The sequence below is a fragment of the Cytobacillus sp. FSL R5-0377 genome (assembly GCF_038004385.1).
Classification (GTDB): domain Bacteria; phylum Bacillota; class Bacilli; order Bacillales; family Cytobacillaceae; genus Cytobacillus.
Genome location: NZ_JBBORA010000001.1, coordinates 3,859,312 through 3,877,873 on the forward strand (window position 1 = coordinate 3,859,312; position 18,562 = coordinate 3,877,873).

The window sequence follows — 18,562 nt, forward strand, 5'->3', positions numbered from 1 at the left end:
GTTGCGGATACCAGATAAGGAGGCTAAGGTAGTGAGTCTTAACATTAATTTGGAAGTAAAGCATGATGTCTTATGTATTCGTTTAAGCGGGGAGCTGGATCATCATTCGGCAGATGTACTGCGTGAACAGGCGACGAGGGCAATTGAGGATCATGACATCCATCATATTATATTAAACCTTGAGCAGCTTTCATTTATGGATAGTTCAGGGCTGGGAGTGATTTTGGGCCGCTACAAACAAATCAAACAAAAGCATGGCGAAATGGTTGTTTGTGCAATTTCTCCAGCAGTGCAGCGATTATTTGATATGTCGGGGTTATTTAAAATAATCCGTTTAGAACCGACAGAAGAAAACGCCTTGCAAAGATTGGGGGTTGCCTGAACTATGAAAAATGTGATGAATCTTGAATTCAGTGCGCTCAGCCAAAATGAATCATTCGCCCGTGTCACAGTTGCAGCCTTTATTGCCCAGCTGGATCCGACAATGGACGAACTGACAGAAATTAAAACGGTCGTTTCTGAAGCTGTAACCAACTCCATTATTCACGGGTATGAAAATGATCCTAATGGAGTGGTCTATATTTCTGTCCTGATTGAAGATGGATTTATTGATATGACCATTAAGGATAAAGGCCTCGGTATTATGGATGTGGAGGAGGCAAGGCAGCCATTATTTACAACAAAGCCTGAATTGGAAAGATCAGGCATGGGCTTTACCATCATGGAAAATTTCATGGACGAAATCGAAATCCAATCGCAGCCGGGTATAGGCACAGAGATCCGATTAAGGAAGCATTTATCAAATAGTAAAATGCTATGCAATTAAGGGAGTCTTGCTATGGATGTGGAGGTTAAAGCAGAGAAGGGCCAAACCTATTTAAAGGACAATGAAGTCAAGGAGCTAATTAAGCAAAGCCAAAGCGGAGATCAGGGTGCCAGGGACAAAATTGTTCAAAAAAATATGCGTCTTGTCTGGTCTGTCGTCCAGAGGTTTTTGAATAGAGGATATGAACCCGATGATCTCTTTCAGATTGGCTGTATCGGCTTATTGAAGTCGGTTGATAAGTTTGATCTCAGTTATGATGTAAAATTTTCGACCTATGCGGTTCCAATGATTATCGGAGAGATTCAAAGGTTCATTCGGGATGATGGAACGGTAAAAGTAAGCCGCTCCTTAAAAGAGATGGGCAATAAAATCAGGAAAGCCAAAGACGAGTTATCAAAAACGCTTGGCCGCATCCCGACTGTTACAGAACTCTCCGAGTTTCTGGAAATTTCTCCGGAAGATATTATTCTTGCCCAGGAAGCAAGCCGGATCCCATCTTCTATACATGAAACAGTGTATGAAAACGACGGAGATCCCATTACACTGCTCGATCAGATTGATGATGGAAATGAAGGAAAATGGTTTGATAAAATAGCATTAAAAGAAGCGATACGTGAATTGGATGAGCGGGAGAGACTGATTGTTTACTTGCGCTACTATAAAGATCAGACTCAATCCGAAGTGGCGTCAAGGCTTGGCATTTCCCAGGTGCAGGTATCGCGGCTTGAAAAAAAGATCCTTCAGCAAATGAAAGACCGGATGGATATTTAAATCCATCCGGTCTTTCATTTTTTAAAACCAGCCAATTATTGGAGTTCATGAAGCTAATATATGTAACTCATACTAAATATAGACACAAAAGCGAAACGCACTAAATAGGCGAACCATTTTCGAAGAGGATATCTCTTTGTGGGAAGTGAGAACATTGGAAAAAACAGTTTACATTCGCTTGCGGCATCGTCTGCAGATACGGCCAAATCAGAGAATACTGCTGAAAGATATTGCACAGGTCATTGCCGATGATGGCATTTACGAAAAGCTTTGTGGACTTCCGCTATATCAAGTAAGCGAGAAGGACCGGAATATTGTCGTAATTGACGTGATGAAGGTCATTAGGACTATAACCAGATTCTTTTCAAACATTGAAGTACAGTCGATTGGACCGGCTCAATCGATAGTCGAGGTGGTTACCAAGAAGCGTAAAGTATCAATTCCTCTCTTTCTGCTTGTTTGGCTGCTTTTGTTTATAGGTGCTGCACTGGCTATTATGAATTTTCATGAAGACGTAAGCATGCAGGCTGTCCAGCTTAGAATTTACACTCTCCTGACCGGGGAAGTGGACAGCAGGCCTCTTATCTTTCAAATTCCCTATTCGATTGGCCTGGGGATTGGCATGATCATATTTTTTAATCATGTTTTTAAGAAGCGGCTGAACGAGGAGCCCAGCCCGTTGGAAGTAGAAATGTTTAATTACCAGCTTGATCTTGATAATTATGTTGCATTGAAAGAGAACAAGGAGAGTATGAAATATCTTGATGACCATTAATGTTGTACTGGTAATGATCATAGGCTTTGCAGGGGGGCTCGCTGTTGGTTCAGGTTTTGTGGCATTTCTGGCTGTTTTGGGCATCATCCCAAGGCTTACTCAGCTGAGCAAAACGATGAAGATGATCCATTTTTATGAAGCTGCAGTTGTGATGGGGGCTTTGGCTGGTGCACTTGCAACTTTATGGAATCCGGAATTCCACCTGACACCTCTGTTATTAGTGCCCATTGGGCTGGCTTCGGGCATCTTTGTGGGCATGCTCGCTGCTGCTTTAACTGAGGTGTTGAATGTTTTTCCGATTCTTGCGAAAAGAATCGGAGTAGATGGGAAAATCGTCATATTATTGATGGCATTTGTATTTGGCAAGGTGTTTGGATCACTGTTTCAATGGATTTATTTTGTAAATAAATAAGCCGCCGGCTGGGCATATTTAAGAAAAATGAGAATTCGGAAAGGAAAAACTGCTATGGATGATCGGAGGCACGTCATTCTAATAACTGATGGAGACGATTTTGCAAGAAAGACTGTGGAGCATGTTGCGAAGGAAATTGGAGGCAGATGCCTATCTTTATCGCATGGAAACCCTTCAGTCCTAAACGGTCAGCAAATCGTCAAGCTGATAAAAAAAGTCTCCCATGATCCCGTATTGGTCATGTTTGATGACAGCGGGTTTATCGGAGAAGGAGCCGGAGAGAATGCCCTGAAATATGTTGCGTGCCATAAAGATATCAATGTTCTGGGAGTTATAGCAGTTGCCTCAAAAACACGTCAGGCCGAGTGGACAAAAGTAGATGTATGTATTGATAATAACGGGGAACTGACTCCATACGGAGTTGATAAGTACGGAGTTCCCGAAATGGAAATGGGCAGAATTAATGGAGATACTGTCTATTGTCTTGATCAGCTGGATGTGCCAATAATCGTAGGAATTGGCGATATTGGAAAGATGTCTAAAAAAGATCATTATGAATTAGGTTCGCCAATTACTAAAAAGGCAGTAGAGCTTATATTGGAAAGGAGCGGCTATTATGACACGAAACAAGACGAAGGATGATAAGACACCTATATTTGAATCTGTGCATGAAATTGAGAAATATATGAAAAATAGAGTTGGCCTGGGAGAAAGCTTCGATCTGGGTGTCAGAAAGCTAACGATCTTAAGGAAGGATGTTCATTTCTATTATATTAATGGACTGACGGATACGAGTTATATAATTGCTATCATTGAGGGTCTGGTTGGGATCAATGACAGTGAAAAACTTTCCTCTAACCTATTTAAAATCATCGAGAACAGGCTTAGGCATCAATCCATTGAGCACATTAAAACAATGGATGAACTGGTTGATCAGGTTCTATCAGGCCTGATTGTCATTGTGGGTGAGGGTGAGAGAGAAGGGCTTGTCATCGATGTCAGAAGCTATCCCGGAAGAACCCCAATGGAACCGGATACTGAAAAAGTAGTCCGCGGCTCAAGGGATGGCTATGTTGAGAATATTATAGTAAACACAGCCTTGACCCGCAGAAGGATTAGAGATGAACGGCTGCGGTTTGAAATTATGCGTGTTGGCGAAAGGTCCAAAACGGATGTAGCCATTGGTTTCATTAAAGATGTGGCTAATGAGGATTTAGTTGATTTAATCAGGAAAGAAATTAAAGCAATTGAGATTGACGGCATTACGATGGCTGATAAAACAGTCGAGGAATTTCTTTTAAAACAGGGATATAATCCCTTCCCGCTGGTTCGGTATACGGAAAGAGCAGATGTCGCAGCAGCCCATTTGCTTGAAGGGCATGTCATTATATTTGTTGATACTTCACCAAGTGTCATTATTACGCCTACAACATATTTTCATCATTTACAGCATGCAGAAGAGTACAGGCAATCGCCTGCAGTCGGCACATTTGTCCGCTGGATTCGATTTTTAGGTCTTTTGGCTTCAATCGTACTGTTGCCGCTATGGTTTTTATTTGTATTGGAGCCTTCCCTTCTTCCTGAAAGAATCGCATTTGTCGGGCCAAATGAAGAGACCAATGTTCCTGTTATAGTCCAGCTGTTTCTTGCAGATGTGGGAATTGAATTTCTTAGAATTGCGGCCATTCATACGCCGACACCGCTTTCGACCGCTATGGGCTTAATAGCCGCTGTGCTTATAGGTCAAATTGCCATTGATGTCGGGCTCTTTGTTCCTGAAGTCATTTTATATGTATCACTTGCGGCCATTGGAACCTATACGACCCCTAGTTATGAACTGAGCATTGCCAATAAAATTTTACGATTGTGTTTGCTTGTGTCAGTTGCGATTTTCCATACCCCTGGTCTAGTCGTGGGGCTTACATTAATCATTCTACTTCTCGCAAGCATTAAATCTTTGAATACACCATACCTTTGGCCGTTTATTCCGTTTAGTCCGGTTGCTTTATCCCAGATCTTAATTCGCCGCTCGATGCCAGGCTCTAAAATACGGCCAGGCATTGTCCAGACTAGAAATCGTTACAAGCAGCCTGTAAAATAATAAATACGCGTAATGCCGATTGCTAAGATACACGAAATATGGTACAGTTTTTTTAATTAAATAAAGGATTAAAGGAAACAGAATAGACAGTCTCTTGCGGTGCTGTCTATTTCTTTCATAAATTGATCAGTCTCGGGGGTAAATACACGACCTGGCAGAAGTTATCCTGAGGAAAAGGAAGAGGGGGAACCATGTTTTTTCACGGCACCATGAAGGTAAATGGGAAAGGTCATCTTGAAATTGGCGGTATGGATACAGTCGAACTCGCCAGTCAATTTGGAACACCATTATATGTATATGATGTGGCATTAATAAGAGAGAGAGCAAGAGGCTTTAAGCAGACTTTCGATAATCTTGGAATAAAAGCACAAGTGGCATATGCAAGCAAAGCTTTTTCTACAGTGGCAATGGTTCAGCTTGTAGATGAAGAAGGTCTTTCATTGGATGTGGTTTCAGGCGGTGAGTTATACACAGCATTGGCTGCTGATTTTCCGTCTGAAAGAATTCATTTTCACGGGAACAATAAAAGCAGAGAAGAATTGGAAATGGCTCTTAAGAATCATGTTGGCTGTATTGTTGTCGATAACTTTTATGAGCTGGATTTATTAGAGGAGATTTGTGAATCTCTTTCAGTCAAAACGAAAATCTTGCTGAGAGTCACCCCTGGAATTGAAGCACATACCCATGATTATATCTTAACCGGACAGGAAGATTCAAAGTTTGGATTTGACCTGCAGAATGGCCAGGCTGAGAAGGCTTTGCAAATAGCTCTGAACTCAAGCTGGATCGAAACGCTAGGACTGCACTGTCATATCGGGTCTCAGATTTTTGATACAACTGGCTTCATTTTGGCAGCCAAGAAAATCTTTGAGAAGATGGCAGAATGGAAAGAGAAACATGCATATGAACCTGCAGTGCTTAACTTAGGCGGAGGTTTTGGAATCCGCTATACAGAAGATGATGATCCGATTCATGCATCTCAATATGTTGAGGAAATTATCGGTGAAGTTAAAAAACAGGCTAAACATTTTTCCATGAAGATGCCGGAAATTTGGATTGAGCCGGGACGTTCGCTTGTAGGAGATGCCGGAACTACTTTATATCAGACAGGGTCACGCAAAGAGGTTCCAAATGTAAGAAATTATCTTGCTGTGGATGGCGGCATGAGTGATAATATCAGGCCGGCCCTTTATCAGGCTAAGTATGAAGCGGTACTTGCAAACCGGGTATTGGAAAAGCCGGAAGAGACAGTATCAATTGCCGGAAAATGCTGTGAATCAGGTGATATGCTCATTTGGGATTTGCCGCTTCCTAAGGCGGGGGATCAAGACCTCTTGGCTGTTTTCTGTACCGGCGCATACGGTTATTCAATGGCAAACAACTATAACCGTATTCCAAGGCCGCCTGTAGTGTTTATTGAAAATGGAGAGGCTAAGCTGGTTGTTAAAAGAGAAACATACGAGGACATTTTAAGATTAGATCTGCCGATAAATGAAAAAATAAAAAACTAAGCTGCCCGCCGGGGCAGCTTAGTTTTTTATTTAGTAAAGTTTGTTGCTTATCCACAAACATAGTTAAATCAACGGTAAGAATTCATAAACCAAAACAAAAATCTTTAAGAAAAGAGCCATTTTTTAAGAAAAGAAGGCTTTTACAGCGTCAATTACACTTACAAAAAAACGCTTTAAGCTTTCTAAAAACCCCTGGCCTTCCTCACTTTCGAGGTACTTGGATATTTTGTCTTTTGCCTGGTTAAGCTGCTCGCCGACCTGATTCCAATCAATATCAAGCTCTTTAAGCTTGTTGAATAAATCTATTAAGCTTAAAGTCTCCTGTTCGGTAAGAGTGATGCCGAGATCCTTCGCTGCATTTTCGATAATGGTTCTGAGTTCGGCATCGGTTTCAGGCGAATTTTTGGCAATTTCCTCTTTAATTTTGGCAATTAATGCAGCCGCATTCTCGTTTCCAACCGACTCGCCGAGCTTGGCTGTTTCAACCATTTCTTCATTGGCAGCCTGTTTTACATCTTCAGGGATTGTTTTTTCGGCTGAAATTTCATATGCCTTAATAATGCCTGTTAAAGCAGCTGTTCCAGAAACATTTGCAGGTGCTGTAATATAAATTTTTGCATCTTTTACACCTGCAGTAATCAAAGCATTAATATACATTTCGTCAGTGACCCAGTTAATATTCTTAGTCTCGACTTCAAGGCCGGAGCCTTGTTTGGCTACTGTGACTGCTGAAGAAGATATTGCTCTCGTCCCTATTAGAGCTTTAGAGATATAATTTCCAAGATATTGATGTTCTTCCTCATTTGAAACAGTAATGATTGTCGCATCTTTTGGAGCTTTCATTTCTGCTAGAAGCATATTTTTTTGTTCTTCTGATAGGTTCTCTCCTAAAGTGACAATTACATCACCTTCCGCCATATCAGCAAATGCCTGCATCGGCAAAATAAATAATAGCAACATTAAAAGTAGAATTTTATTCCATTTCATGCGGTTACCTCCCGGAGCAATAATTGGGAAGCCATGTATGCCAATTTGCTGCTCACTTAATGGCTTCCTGTAAATAGACGATTATTTCTGAGAAAAAGTTTCATTTCCCCTTTAACAGAAACCTTAGCTCAAAATGCCTATTTCAGCAAGCAGAATGGAATTGTGATAAAGAATAGTGTAAAATGAATGATAGTTTGTAAGTCATAGGATTTATACATAAATGGGGGCAGTAAAGAGATATGAAAAAAAGCAATTGGCTTCTTTTTATTATATTGCTTGTTTTAAGTATTGGATGGGGATTGGTTTACTGGTTCTTTATAGTTTAAAGCTTTGCTGCGATGAACGCATTAAGCATTGAATCTGACTGTTTTATTCGAAAATAGCAACATTCAGCATGAATACATATACTGTTATGTAAAGTTTACAAAGTTTAAATTATGGGAAAAATAGTTTATGATGTTTTTATTCAAATAATGAGGGATTAATATGCTAATTCGATATAAAAAATCATTTGAAAAAATTGCAATGGGTCTTTTATCTTTCATGCCTAATGAGAAAGATTTGAAAAGGCTGCAGCAGACGATGAAACAATATGAATCGGAAGAAAATCGGCAGCTGTTTTTGTGGAAGGATGGCGAAGATATAATTGGGCTGGTCGGTGTTATATCCAGTGATCAGACGATGGAGATTCAGCATATCTCTGTTAATCCGTCACACCGGCATCAAGGCATTGGCAAAGCAATGATAAAAGCATTGGATGAACTATATCCTGGAAAAACTTTAACTGCAACTGATGAAACCGAAGCTTTTCTATGCAAATGTGATGTTAATAAACAGTAAGCGTAGAACTAGGGCTGGCCTATGGTCCGCTTGAATGCGATCGGCATTTCAGGAATATACTTGCTACAAGGAAAAAGGCAGCGAATAATCATTATTCCTGCCTTTTTTTGTGATTCAGGGCATCTAGTCTTTCATTAATAACTATTGTCCTATCTCTTCTTTTATGGCGGTGTACAATATCTTCATCTGGAGCAAAGCTGTCGGAACACCAGAAAAGTCCCTTGGCAGCGCATACCTCGATGCATTTTTCCTTTAGTAAGGGATCAATGATTGGCAAGTTAATGCTGAAGTATTTTCCGCCTTTTTGAATCAGCACGAGCCTGTCTTTAAGCGCTTCAATCAATTGATCTGTATCCAGGCCCAATGCCTTTATTTCTCCTGCCCGGTCCTCCAGAATGCAGATTCCTTTGCGGAGAGTCCGTTCTGCACCATTCATATTCTCTCTGCGATGATGATAAAAAGAAACGGCCATAAGAATTAAGCCGACCCATGCAGACTTTTTATTGTTTGGATCTATTTTCTTCCAATACTCTTCCAGTATTTCGTGACATTCAAAATAATCACGGTCACCATGAAAATGGACCAGGAACTCGATATACTTATCGGGGTACATACTTTCACTCCTTGACAATTCTAACTTTATATTAACACAGCACAATCAATTATCAGAAGAAAAATAAAAGCCCGGCTTTTGACCGGGCTTTTACAGCTAATAAAACTGAATAACTATAAATCGGCTCTTTTGGGTTTCTAATAGGGCAGCCTTGCCGATTGGTCAATGTGAGGAATTTGCTGTAATATTCACAGCGATTTAGAAGCACCAGGAAGCTCCGACTATAATTAAAAGAATGAACAAAACGACAATTAAAGCAAACCCGGTTCCGCAATCTCCAAATCCAGTCTTAGACATATAAAAAACCTCCTGTATCTTATTTCCATACATCCTATGTAGGCAATTGCCTGATTGATTGGGCACATCACAAAAATTCTGGTTTGGAGCAGGAACATTGCGGACATCAGGGTTATTTTTCTATTGGATAACAACCATGAATAATCTATACTAGATATAGCCTTTTGGCATGTAAGGGAATTTATTTTAGGAAAATTTGGTGGGTATTTTATGCAATATGATCATTATAACGTTAAAATAGATGCTTTCGAGGGGCCGCTGGATCTTCTGCTTCATCTTATTAACAGACTGGAAATTGATATCTATGACATTCCTGTTTCAGAAATCACCGAGCAATACCTCATTTATATACATACGATGAAGGAGCTTCAGCTTGACGTAGCAAGTGAATATCTTGTAATGGCCGCTACGCTTCTGGCTATTAAAAGCAAAATGCTGCTGCCAAAGCATGAGGAGGAAGAGCTTGAAGTTGAACTTGGAATGGAAATGGAAGAAGACCCCAGGGATGAACTTGTAGAACGGCTGATTGAATACCGTAAATATAAGGAAGCTGCAGAAGAGCTAAAGGAACGGGAACAGGATAGAAGCTTAATGTATACAAAGCCGCCTGCAGACCTTTCTGAATATGTAAATGAATCACAGCAGGAAAAAGCTGATTTGAATGTAAGCCTTTATGATATGCTTGGCGCTTTGCAAAAGTTATTAAGAAGAAAGAAACTGCAAAGGCCCCTGTCTGCAAAAGTTGCCCGCCAGGAGATTCCCATCGAAAAGCGGATGTCTGAAATTGTAGAACAATTAAGGGATATAAAAGGCAGGAAAAGATTCACCGAACTTTTTCCGATAGCCGACAGAGAGCATATAGTAGTAACTTTCCTGGCGGTACTGGAGTTAATTAAGCGAAAAGAAATTCAGGTCGAGCAGGACAAAAATTTCTCGGATATTTATGTAGCTTCCATGGAAGGAGGAAAATAGTTTGGAAATCATTAATTGGAAGGGGATAGCTGAAAGCCTCCTGTTTGCAGCGGGTGATGAAGGCTTATCCCTTAAGCAAATTGCCCATGTTCTCGAGGTGGATGAAAATCAGGCCCGTGAGATCATGGACAGTCTTATGGAAGATTACAATAATAGCAGCCGCGGAATTATGGCTGTTGAATTGGCGGGGACGTTTCAGCTGGTTACGAAAAAAGAGTTTTCTCCGTACTTGAAAAAGCTGGTGGAATCTCCTTCTTCCGCCTCCCTTTCTCAGGCAGCACTTGAGACACTGGCTATTATCGCTTACAGACAGCCCATTACAAGGACAGAAATTGAGGAAATTAGGGGAGTCAAGACAGAGAGACCTCTTCATACATTGTCCGCAAAAGCCCTGATTAAAGAGGTTGGACGGGCAGATGGAACAGGGCGTGCCTATCTTTATGGAACGACTAAAGAATTTCTTGATTATTTTGGTCTTAAAAGTATTGATGAGCTGCCGCCCCTCCCGGATAAGATTAGTGAAGAAGAGGATTCATTCCAGGAAGAGGCGGATTTATTCTTTGAAAAGTTCCAGGAGCTCGATTCTTGACTTTTCTGACACATTAGATAGGAAGTGTGGTAAAATAGATTTAAATTTTTCCCTTTCCTTTTAATACATATTATCTTAAAACCATCGGGAAACAGGAGGGTTTTGCTTGCTGATTAAACATTGCAGGGGATATGAGCTTGAAAAAGAAAAGCCGAACACCTCGGAAGATTTTTTTAATAGAAGTGAGGTTGTGTTCGAAGAAGATGGGCAGGAGAAAACGTTTCATGTTTTATACGTTAGATTCTTTGATGAATCCATGAATGAGTTCACACCTTATGAAAAGGATCCAGTTTTTCAGGCTGGTTCCAGAGAAGTCCAGTTCAAGGATCTTGTTGCTCTATCATGTTTATTGAAGAACCCGGGTTTTAGACATCGCAAACGAATTTATCTAAATTCAAAGGCTGATTTTGCATCCTATTTTCAGGATCTGGACTTTTCCAAGCTTCCATCCATTTTTGAAGCGCTGGGAAATAATAAATCCTACGACCTGCAATCACCTTTAGATTTTATTGTTCAACCGCAACAATAGCCATTGTATAATTATGGGGGTGTAATGGATGGGGAATTCTATCGTTAAATCACAAATGGAAGATGTGAAAAATTTCCTCGGTAATAGCGTTGCCGTATTTGAAGATTTCTTAAATAATACAACAATTAAAGATCTTGAAGAAGAAAAGGAAGGGAATGCGAATTATTATAAAAGCATCCTTTCACATGTAAGAAAACTGCTCGTATATTGTGAAGAAGGACTTGATGCCAGCACAATCATATTAAAAAGCGACCCTTTCCAAAAAGGAGCGGCAGAAAAGACGCTATACCGAATTTACCATCAATGCATTGAAGAGTTTTTCTCTCCGAAAAATGATGCCTGGTTTGAGAATAGTCGTTCAGCATATACAGGTAAAAACTCAATCCAGTTTCATGAAGAAGTTCCAGACAGCTTGAAAACAATGTTCAGGCAGCTCGAAGCAGAGTTCCAAAGGATTCGTGAGGAACTTGAATATTACGAAACCGATTACCGGACAAAAATGATTCAATCAAAATAAGACTGGAATTTGAAGAACAGCACAAAGCTGTTCTTTTTTTGTTGGCACGTTTTATGCAGATTACCTTTTTCCCTGGAAAACGTACAAACTTTTACTCATACAAATAGAAAGTGAGCTAATAAAGGAAGCGAGTGAGGGTTATGAGTAAAATGGAAGAGTATATTAAGGACGTAACAAAATGGAACAAAGAGCTAAGAGATTTTTTAGACTCGGAGGAGGTTGATCAAAATAACGAACTGTGGCAGAGGCTGGATCATTTTACTGAAATTATGGATGGAATAAAAGACCCCTTGGATATTGAAGCTTTGGAAAAGCTGCAGGAACAAGTGGACTCTCTCCATTCCGATATGGAGAATTATTTTTCCAATAGACAACAGCTTGGAAATATCTATATGAATGAACCGTACATTTCTGCGGGAAAGCATAGTTTACCTCCGCTCCCTTATGATTATAGCGCTCTTGAACCGCATATCTCTGGGGAAATTATGAGGCTGCATCATGATAAGCATCATCAATCATATGTAGATGGCTTGAACAAAGCAGAGGTAATGCTGCAAAATGCCAGGAATAATAATGATTACAGCCTCGTGAAACACTGGTCACGCGAGCTGGCCTTTCATGGCTCTGGCCATTACTTGCATACAATTTTCTGGAATAATATGAGCCCTAAAGGTGGTGGAAGACCTGCGGGCGCTCTGCTGAAGGAAATGAACAAATATTTTGGGAGCTTTGAGAAATTCAAAAACCACTTTACTGAGGCAGCCAAGCAGGTAGAAGGAGTGGGATGGGCAATCCTGGTTTGGTCGCCGAGGGCGCGCAGGCTCGAAATCCTCCAATCGGAAAGACATATGCTTTTAACTCAGTGGGATACAATCCCCTTGCTTGTTTTGGATGTTTGGGAGCATGCTTATTATCTGCAATATAAAAATAACCGCGGTGATTATATTAAAAATTGGTGGAATATTATCAACTGGAAGAATGTAGAAGACAGGTATTTAAAAGCATCCGAATTAAAATGGAAGCCATTCTAAATTGAAGCCGAAAATAAGTAAGAGGGGGATACAAAGAGTATTCCCCTCATTTTTAATGCACTAGCCATTTCAGAACCGCAATCAAGTCAAACATATTGTCATATCACTACTTGTCCTGCATAAACTTGTACAAATAAATGAAAAACATGCGGCTCCTCTCTAATGGGGAGATCATGTATTTCGCTCATTCTGACATCCATAAAGGAGACGGGGTTTTGTGCAATGAAAATGTTTAGCAGGCTAATGGCCATAGCTTTGGCCGCCGCGTTGATGATGATGAATCTTCCTCAGAAAACAGAAGCTTCAGTTTCAGTAAGCGCCCGGAGCGCAATATTAATGGAACAGGATTCTGGGCGTATCCTTTACCAGAAAGAAGCAAATGAAGTGAGGAGAATAGCGAGCATTACAAAAATTATGACGGCAATTCTGGCCATAGAATCAGGAAAAATGGAAGATATGGTTAAAGTAAGTGATCGTGCTGTCAGAGCAGAAGGGTCATCGATATATCTACAGGCAGGAGAAAAAATTAAACTTGAAGATCTGGTTTACGGGCTTATGCTCCGCTCAGGCAATGACTCTGCAGTCGCAATCGCAGAGCATGTCGGCGGAAGCCTTGAAGGATTTGAATTTTTAATGAATAAGAAAGCTGAAGAAATCGGCATGAAGAACACCCATTTTGCAAATCCCCATGGTCTGGATGATCATGAAGACCATTATTCTACTGCATATGATATGGCGCTGCTGACCAGGTATGCTATGAATAATGAGACGTACCAAAAGATTGCTGGAACAAAGGTGCACAGGGCGCCAAATCCGAACGAAAGCTGGGACAGGGTCTGGAAAAACAAAAATAGGCTTCTGACAGAATTATATGAGTATTGCACAGGGGGAAAGACAGGATATACCAAAAGGGCGAAGAGAACTCTTGTTACAACAGCATCGAAAGGCGGCCTAAATCTGATTGCCGTAACGTTAAACGGGCCGGATGACTGGCATGACCATATTAATATGTATGAAACTGCTTTTAGAACCTATGATATTGTGGAAGTCATGCCTGAGGGAATTATGTCCGATATTGATGATGAATTTTATAAAGACAGGGTTTATATAAAGCATTCATACAAATATCCCGTAACTAAAGAAGAGAAGAACCACTTTAACATTGATATCAAACTGCTAAAGCCTGAAACAGAATGGGAAGACGGAAGGACAATACCGGAAGTGGTCGGTCAGGCAACTGTATATTTTGAAGATCAGCCAATAAAAAAGCTCCCAATCTACTATAAGCATGATGAGGTAAAAGAAGATAAGTCACTATTAGACTACTTTAAGGGGCTTTTTACCTCAATTGCAGGAGTGAAGACAAATGGTTAATATCATTTGGGTGATGCTTACCGCTATAGGGTTAGTTTTTGCTATGATAAACGGCACTATAAACGAAGTAAATGAAGCTATTTTCAATGGCGCAAAAGAAGCGGTCACGTTATGCATCGGTCTTATTAGCATTCTTGTTTTTTGGCTTGGAATGATGAAAATTGCTGAGGACGCCGGACTGCTGAATAAGCTTGCTTCCTTATTCAGGCCAATAGTGAAAAAGCTTTTTCCGGAAGTGCCTGGTGATCATCCGGCAATGGGATATATGCTATCGAATATGATGGCCAATATGTTTGGTCTGGGGAACGCAGCTACCCCTCTCGGCATAAAAGCTATGGAAGAGCTGAAAAGGCTAAATGGGGGAAAAAATGAAGCGAGCCGTTCTATGATAACCTTTTTGGCCATCAACACTTCAAGTCTGACATTAATTCCTACAACCGTGATTGCCATACGGATGAATTATAATTCTGCCTCGCCCACCGATATCGTTGGTCCTACTTTAGTGGCTACATTCTGCTCTACATTGGCCGCAATAATGATTGACCGTTATTTCTATTACCGAAGAACGCGAAAAGGATGAGGTAAGGATGGAGATTGTGTCAGCTGTATCCCTTTGGTTAATTCCTATTTTAATAGGCTTTATATTAATATATGGAACATTTAAAAAAGTTCCTACCTATGAAAGCTTCACCGAAGGCGGAAAAGAAGGTATAAAAATTGCGGTATCCATTATTCCTTTTCTTGTCGGGATGCTTGTAGCCATATCGGTCTTCAGGGCTTCCGGTGCCCTGGAGTATTTTATGAATCTGATCAGACCGGGATTGGAAGCAATTGGAGTTCCTCCTGATATTGTACCCCTGGCTATCATTCGTCCGATTTCCGGGACTGCAGCACTGGGAATGACCAGTGATTTAATTGCTGTCCATGGTCCCGACTCCTTCATAGGCAGGCTGGCCTCAGTGCTGCAGGGCAGTACAGATACAACATTTTATGTGCTGACGGTCTATTTTGGTGCAGTAGGAATCAAAAAAATGGGAGATGCTCTTAAAGTCGGGCTGCTGGCCGATTTGGCAGGCATCATAGCATCCATTATAATTGTAACACTTGTTTTTGGCAGTATGTAACCAGATATATCCAGTGAAAAGATGCCTGAGCAGAGGTGTCTTTTTTATTTTACTTTCAAATTCCAACTTTCAGTAATTACAGTTTATTTCCGGTCTAAGCTGTTTTAACAATGGTTTGCTTTGAAAACTTGACGAATTATGTCATAATTCATTAGGAGTGAAAAAGTATGAAGTCATGTTATTAAAACTTTGAGGTGACATAAATGGAAAGATTGCAGAAAGTTATTGCCCATGCGGGGGTAGCTTCGCGTAGAAAAGCTGAAGAGCTAATGGCTGAAGGCCGTGTTAAAGTTAACGGAAAAACAGTAAAGGAACTGGGTGTAAAGGTCTCTCCTTCCGATCGTATTGAAGTGGATGGAATACCGCTGGAAAGAGAAGAGCCTGTTTATTTTCTTCTTTATAAACCAAGAGGCGTAATTTCAGCTGTTTCCGATGACAAGGGCAGAAAAGTCGTCACAGATTTCTTTGAGGGAATCAAACAAAGAATATACCCTGTTGGCAGACTGGATTACGATACATCAGGTATTCTCATTCTTACTAATGACGGAGAGTTTGCAAATTTTCTAATGCACCCCAGCAATGAAATCGAAAAAGTCTATGTTGCCAAGTTGAAAGGCATCCCGTCAAAAGAAAAAATGAAAAGCCTTCAAAGAGGTATTATGCTTGAAGATGGAAAAACAGCACCTGCCAAAACCAAGCTGTTATCAATGGATAAGAAAAAACAGACAGCTATTGTGGAGATCAGCATTCATGAAGGACGCAACCGCCAGGTAAGAAGGATGTTTGAAGCCATTGGCCATCCTGTTCTGAAACTGAAGAGGGAGAGATACGGATTCCTTACTCTGCAGGGTTTATCAGCGGGGGATGCCAGAGAACTTACAGCCCATGAAGTTAAGCAGCTCCGGACACTTGCGATGAAATAGAACTAGTCAGCTTTAAGAAAAATTCATAGAAGTGTCACAGTTACGCTATGTTGTAAACAATATAGGTATGTTGAAAAATGCTATAATAGTAAACAGCTATGAGGCAGGATTTTATTCCATATGTTACATATTATCTTGTTGAAGGTAAGGTCTTTTAGCCTGAATAAGATGCCTTAGGAGGAGTTTTTTATGAAAAAGCAGCGTCTGGTAATGAGAACAGTCATATTGCTTGTCCTTGGTGCTGCCGTGGCATATACGCTATACGCAAATTTTACGAAAGATAAAGTACAAAAGGTTGCCGTTGGAGAAAGTGCACCTGATTTTGTTCTGACAGATATGGATGGAAATAAACACAGATTATCAGATTATGAAGGCCAGGGTGTATTCCTTAACTTCTGGGGTACATGGTGTAAACCCTGTGAAAAAGAGATGCCATATATGAACAATCAGTATAAACAATTCAAAGATGAAGGTGTTCAGGTACTGGCTGTTAATGTGGGAGAAACAGATTTAGCTGTAAATAAATTTTCTGAGCGTTACGATTTATCATTTCCTATTGTGATTGATAAGAATTCCCAGGTTCAATCAGCTTACGGGATTAATCCTCTTCCTGCCACTTTCCTCATTGATAAAGAAGGAAAGGTTGTCAAGTATATTACAGGAGAAATGACGGAAGAAATGATCAAGAACTATATGGAACAGATTAAACCATAGGGTACGGGGAGTTTTATATATGAAAGAAGTAAAATGCGAATGCGGCCATGTAAACCCCATAGGTACAATACTATGTGAGTCATGCGGCAAGGTATTGGAAGAAGCGGAAAAAGATAAGAAACTTCTGGATATGCGATATGAGGGAAGCGCACGCCGTTCGCAAACTTATAATAAAACAATAATTGATAAGGTATGGAATTTCTTCTCATCTGTAAAGGTTGGAGTCTGGCTGATCGTTATTACTCTGATTGCATCAGCGCTTGGGACAATACTGCCTCAGGAAATGTATATTCCGCCGATCATGCCTGCTGAAGAATATTACGAAGATCAATATGGATGGATAGGTAAATTATACTATGATTTAGGATTTCATAACCTTTATAGCTCCTGGTGGTATTTGATTTTGATTGCCTCAATCGGTATTTCACTTGTGATCTGCAGTCTGGATAGGGTTGTCCCTTTGTATAGAGCTTTAAAAAAGCAGAAGGTTAGCCGCCATGAAAGCTACCTTAAGCGTCAGCGCGTTTTTGGGGTTTCAAATGCAGAAGACACTGATCAGGCATTTGCTGCTGCAAAAGAAAGATTAAAATCAAAGAAATACATCATCAGAGAAGAAAATGGAAACATCCTTGCCGAGAAGGGCCGTTTTTCCAGATGGGGCCCATACGTTAATCATGTAGGGCTTATCATATTTTTAATCGGCGGAATGCTGCGTTTTGTACCGGGCATGTACGTTGACAAAATTCTTTGGATACGGGAAGGCGAGACAAAGGTCATTCCTGAAACCAATGGTGAATACTACCTTAAAAATGATAGCTTCATTCTTGAGATGTATGATAAAGAAAAAGATAACGAAGTATTTGAAGAAGCGATTGATAATGCAGGAATGGTAGCAAAAAATTATCAGTCTAATGTGACTCTTTATAAAAAACAGGGAGATGCTGTGGCCGGGGAAGAGGCAGATCTCGAGAAAGTCAAGGACTATGAGATCAAGGTAAATAACCCTCTTAAGTTTGAAAACTTCGCATTATATCAAGTCGATTATAAACTGAATGAGCTTAATAAGATGTCCTTTGCCCTTACAAATAAAAAAACGGGTGAAGAATTTGGGGATATAACTATTGATCTGAACGATCCTAAGGATGTTTATGATTTGGAGAAAGGCTATAAAGCGGAAGTTGTCAGCTATTTTCCTGATTTTGAATTTGATGATAATGGAGAACCGGTTACTAAATCCCGAATACCAAACAATCCTGCCTTTGTTTTTAAAATGTTTACTCCGGATAAGCCGGATGGCGAAATAAGTTTTGTTGCGATCAGACAAACTATTGAACCTTTTGGCGATAATGAATACAAGATGGCCTTTAAAGGCATAGATACTAAAAATGTATCGGCTCTGACCGTCCGCAAAGATTTAACATTATGGATTATCGCCTTGGGCGGCGTTATTTTCATGATTGGTGTTGCACAAGGGTCTTATTGGAATCATCGGAGAATTTGGCTGCGCCGGGTTAATGGAGAAGTATGGGTAGCAGGACACACGAACAAAAATTGGCATGGACTTAAAAGGGAAATTGAAGCAGCATTGGATGGAACAGGAATTAAGATGCCGGAAGACCAGCTTCAAAATCAAAGTGAAAAGAAAGGCTAAGGAGG

The 18,562-nt window shown here is 40.4% G+C and carries 23 protein-coding genes; 20 read left to right on the top strand and 3 right to left on the bottom strand.

Translation table 11 applies throughout. From position 1 onward, the window contains the following. Nucleotides 1-31: 31 nt before the first annotated feature. The 8 genes from spoIIAA to lysA all read left to right on the top strand — a co-directional run bounded on the left by spoIIAA (nt 32) and on the right by lysA (nt 6,396). Entirely contained in the window at nt 32-382 is a 351-nt protein-coding gene (gene spoIIAA, locus NSQ49_RS19655; protein ID WP_159868527.1) for an anti-sigma F factor antagonist, read from the top strand. A 3-nt stretch (nt 383-385) separates the two neighbouring features. Next, entirely contained in the window at nt 386-826 is a 441-nt protein-coding gene (gene spoIIAB / locus NSQ49_RS19660) for an anti-sigma F factor (protein ID WP_159868530.1), read from the top strand. A gap of 12 nt (nt 827-838) precedes the next feature. Next, the gene (gene sigF, locus NSQ49_RS19665; RefSeq protein ID WP_159868533.1) at nt 839-1,597 is read left to right on the top strand and encodes an RNA polymerase sporulation sigma factor SigF; all 759 of its coding nucleotides are present in this window, start codon (nt 839-841) and stop codon (nt 1,595-1,597) included. A gap of 154 nt (nt 1,598-1,751) precedes the next feature. Continuing rightward, nucleotides 1,752-2,372 carry a stage V sporulation protein AA gene (locus tag NSQ49_RS19670; RefSeq protein WP_159868536.1) on the top strand — a complete coding sequence of 207 codons (621 nt, stop codon included), beginning with the start codon at nt 1,752-1,754 and terminating at the stop codon, nt 2,370-2,372. Next, a complete protein-coding gene (locus NSQ49_RS19675) occupies nt 2,362-2,784 on the top strand; it encodes a stage V sporulation protein AB (protein WP_159868655.1) in 423 nt (140 codons plus the stop codon). The genes NSQ49_RS19670 and NSQ49_RS19675 overlap by 11 nt, the downstream gene beginning before the upstream one ends. Nucleotides 2,785-2,838: 54 nt before the next feature. After that, entirely contained in the window at nt 2,839-3,426 is a 588-nt protein-coding gene (locus NSQ49_RS19680) for a stage V sporulation protein AE (protein ID WP_159868539.1), read from the top strand. Further along, entirely contained in the window at nt 3,401-4,885 is a 1,485-nt protein-coding gene (locus tag NSQ49_RS19685; RefSeq protein ID WP_159868542.1) for a spore germination protein, read from the top strand. Before NSQ49_RS19680 ends, NSQ49_RS19685 begins: the two co-directional genes overlap by 26 nt. Before the next feature lie 191 nt (nt 4,886-5,076). Continuing rightward, complete coding sequence (lysA, locus tag NSQ49_RS19690; RefSeq protein ID WP_159868545.1) at nt 5,077-6,396, top strand: diaminopimelate decarboxylase; 1,320 nt, start codon at nt 5,077-5,079, stop codon at nt 6,394-6,396. 123 nt (nt 6,397-6,519) lie between these two features. Here the strand turns inward: lysA and NSQ49_RS19695 are convergent, their stop codons facing one another. After that, nucleotides 6,520-7,383 (bottom strand): DUF1002 domain-containing protein, encoded by an 864-nt coding sequence (locus NSQ49_RS19695; protein WP_159868548.1) that lies wholly within the window; start codon nt 7,381-7,383, stop codon nt 6,520-6,522. A gap of 486 nt (nt 7,384-7,869) precedes the next feature. On the opposite strand from NSQ49_RS19695, the gene NSQ49_RS19700 reads away from it, so the two are divergent. Continuing rightward, a complete protein-coding gene (locus tag NSQ49_RS19700) occupies nt 7,870-8,223 on the top strand; it encodes a GNAT family N-acetyltransferase (RefSeq protein WP_159868551.1) in 354 nt (117 codons plus the stop codon). A 91-nt stretch (nt 8,224-8,314) separates the two neighbouring features. On the opposite strand, the gene NSQ49_RS19705 is transcribed toward NSQ49_RS19700, so the two are convergent. Together NSQ49_RS19705 and NSQ49_RS19710 are read right to left on the bottom strand one after the other, a co-directional pair. Next, nucleotides 8,315-8,836 carry a DUF309 domain-containing protein gene (locus NSQ49_RS19705; RefSeq protein ID WP_251284417.1) on the bottom strand — a complete coding sequence of 174 codons (522 nt, stop codon included), beginning with the start codon at nt 8,834-8,836 and terminating at the stop codon, nt 8,315-8,317. A 198-nt stretch (nt 8,837-9,034) separates the two neighbouring features. After that, nucleotides 9,035-9,133, bottom strand: a complete 99-nt coding sequence (locus NSQ49_RS19710; protein ID WP_159868557.1) for a YjcZ family sporulation protein — start codon at nt 9,131-9,133, stop codon at nt 9,035-9,037. A gap of 210 nt (nt 9,134-9,343) precedes the next feature. Here NSQ49_RS19710 and NSQ49_RS19715 point away from each other — a divergent pair, with 210 nt between their 5' ends. The 11 genes from NSQ49_RS19715 to resB all read left to right on the top strand — a co-directional run bounded on the left by NSQ49_RS19715 (nt 9,344) and on the right by resB (nt 18,557). Continuing rightward, nucleotides 9,344-10,105, top strand: coding sequence for a segregation/condensation protein A (locus tag NSQ49_RS19715; protein WP_251284416.1), 762 nt, complete (start codon nt 9,344-9,346; stop codon nt 10,103-10,105). A 1-nt stretch (nt 10,106) separates the two neighbouring features. Continuing rightward, the gene (scpB, locus tag NSQ49_RS19720) at nt 10,107-10,694 is read left to right on the top strand and encodes an SMC-Scp complex subunit ScpB (protein ID WP_159868563.1); all 588 of its coding nucleotides are present in this window, start codon (nt 10,107-10,109) and stop codon (nt 10,692-10,694) included. 106 nt (nt 10,695-10,800) lie between these two features. After that, a complete protein-coding gene (locus NSQ49_RS19725) occupies nt 10,801-11,223 on the top strand; it encodes a hypothetical protein (RefSeq protein ID WP_251284415.1) in 423 nt (140 codons plus the stop codon). A gap of 28 nt (nt 11,224-11,251) precedes the next feature. Next, nucleotides 11,252-11,740, top strand: a complete 489-nt coding sequence (locus tag NSQ49_RS19730; protein ID WP_159868569.1) for a YpuI family protein — start codon at nt 11,252-11,254, stop codon at nt 11,738-11,740. 140 nt (nt 11,741-11,880) lie between these two features. Continuing rightward, nucleotides 11,881-12,771 (top strand): superoxide dismutase, encoded by an 891-nt coding sequence (locus NSQ49_RS19735; RefSeq protein ID WP_159868572.1) that lies wholly within the window; start codon nt 11,881-11,883, stop codon nt 12,769-12,771. Between the two features lie 222 nt (nt 12,772-12,993). Further along, nucleotides 12,994-14,145 carry a serine hydrolase gene (locus tag NSQ49_RS19740; RefSeq protein WP_159868575.1) on the top strand — a complete coding sequence of 384 codons (1,152 nt, stop codon included), beginning with the start codon at nt 12,994-12,996 and terminating at the stop codon, nt 14,143-14,145. Beyond that, nucleotides 14,138-14,725 carry a nucleoside recognition domain-containing protein gene (locus NSQ49_RS19745; protein ID WP_035330092.1) on the top strand — a complete coding sequence of 196 codons (588 nt, stop codon included), beginning with the start codon at nt 14,138-14,140 and terminating at the stop codon, nt 14,723-14,725. Before NSQ49_RS19740 ends, NSQ49_RS19745 begins: the two co-directional genes overlap by 8 nt. A 7-nt stretch (nt 14,726-14,732) precedes the next feature. Continuing rightward, entirely contained in the window at nt 14,733-15,269 is a 537-nt protein-coding gene (locus NSQ49_RS19750; RefSeq protein WP_159868578.1) for a spore maturation protein, read from the top strand. A 203-nt stretch (nt 15,270-15,472) separates the two neighbouring features. After that, nucleotides 15,473-16,192 (top strand): 23S rRNA pseudouridine(2605) synthase RluB, encoded by a 720-nt coding sequence (rluB, locus tag NSQ49_RS19755; protein ID WP_251284414.1) that lies wholly within the window; start codon nt 15,473-15,475, stop codon nt 16,190-16,192. A 189-nt stretch (nt 16,193-16,381) separates the two neighbouring features. Then, nucleotides 16,382-16,906 (top strand): thiol-disulfide oxidoreductase ResA, encoded by a 525-nt coding sequence (gene resA / locus NSQ49_RS19760; RefSeq protein WP_159868584.1) that lies wholly within the window; start codon nt 16,382-16,384, stop codon nt 16,904-16,906. Between the two features lie 19 nt (nt 16,907-16,925). After that, entirely contained in the window at nt 16,926-18,557 is a 1,632-nt protein-coding gene (gene resB, locus NSQ49_RS19765) for a cytochrome c biogenesis protein ResB (protein WP_251284413.1), read from the top strand. The last annotated feature ends 5 nt before the right edge of the window (nt 18,558-18,562 follow it).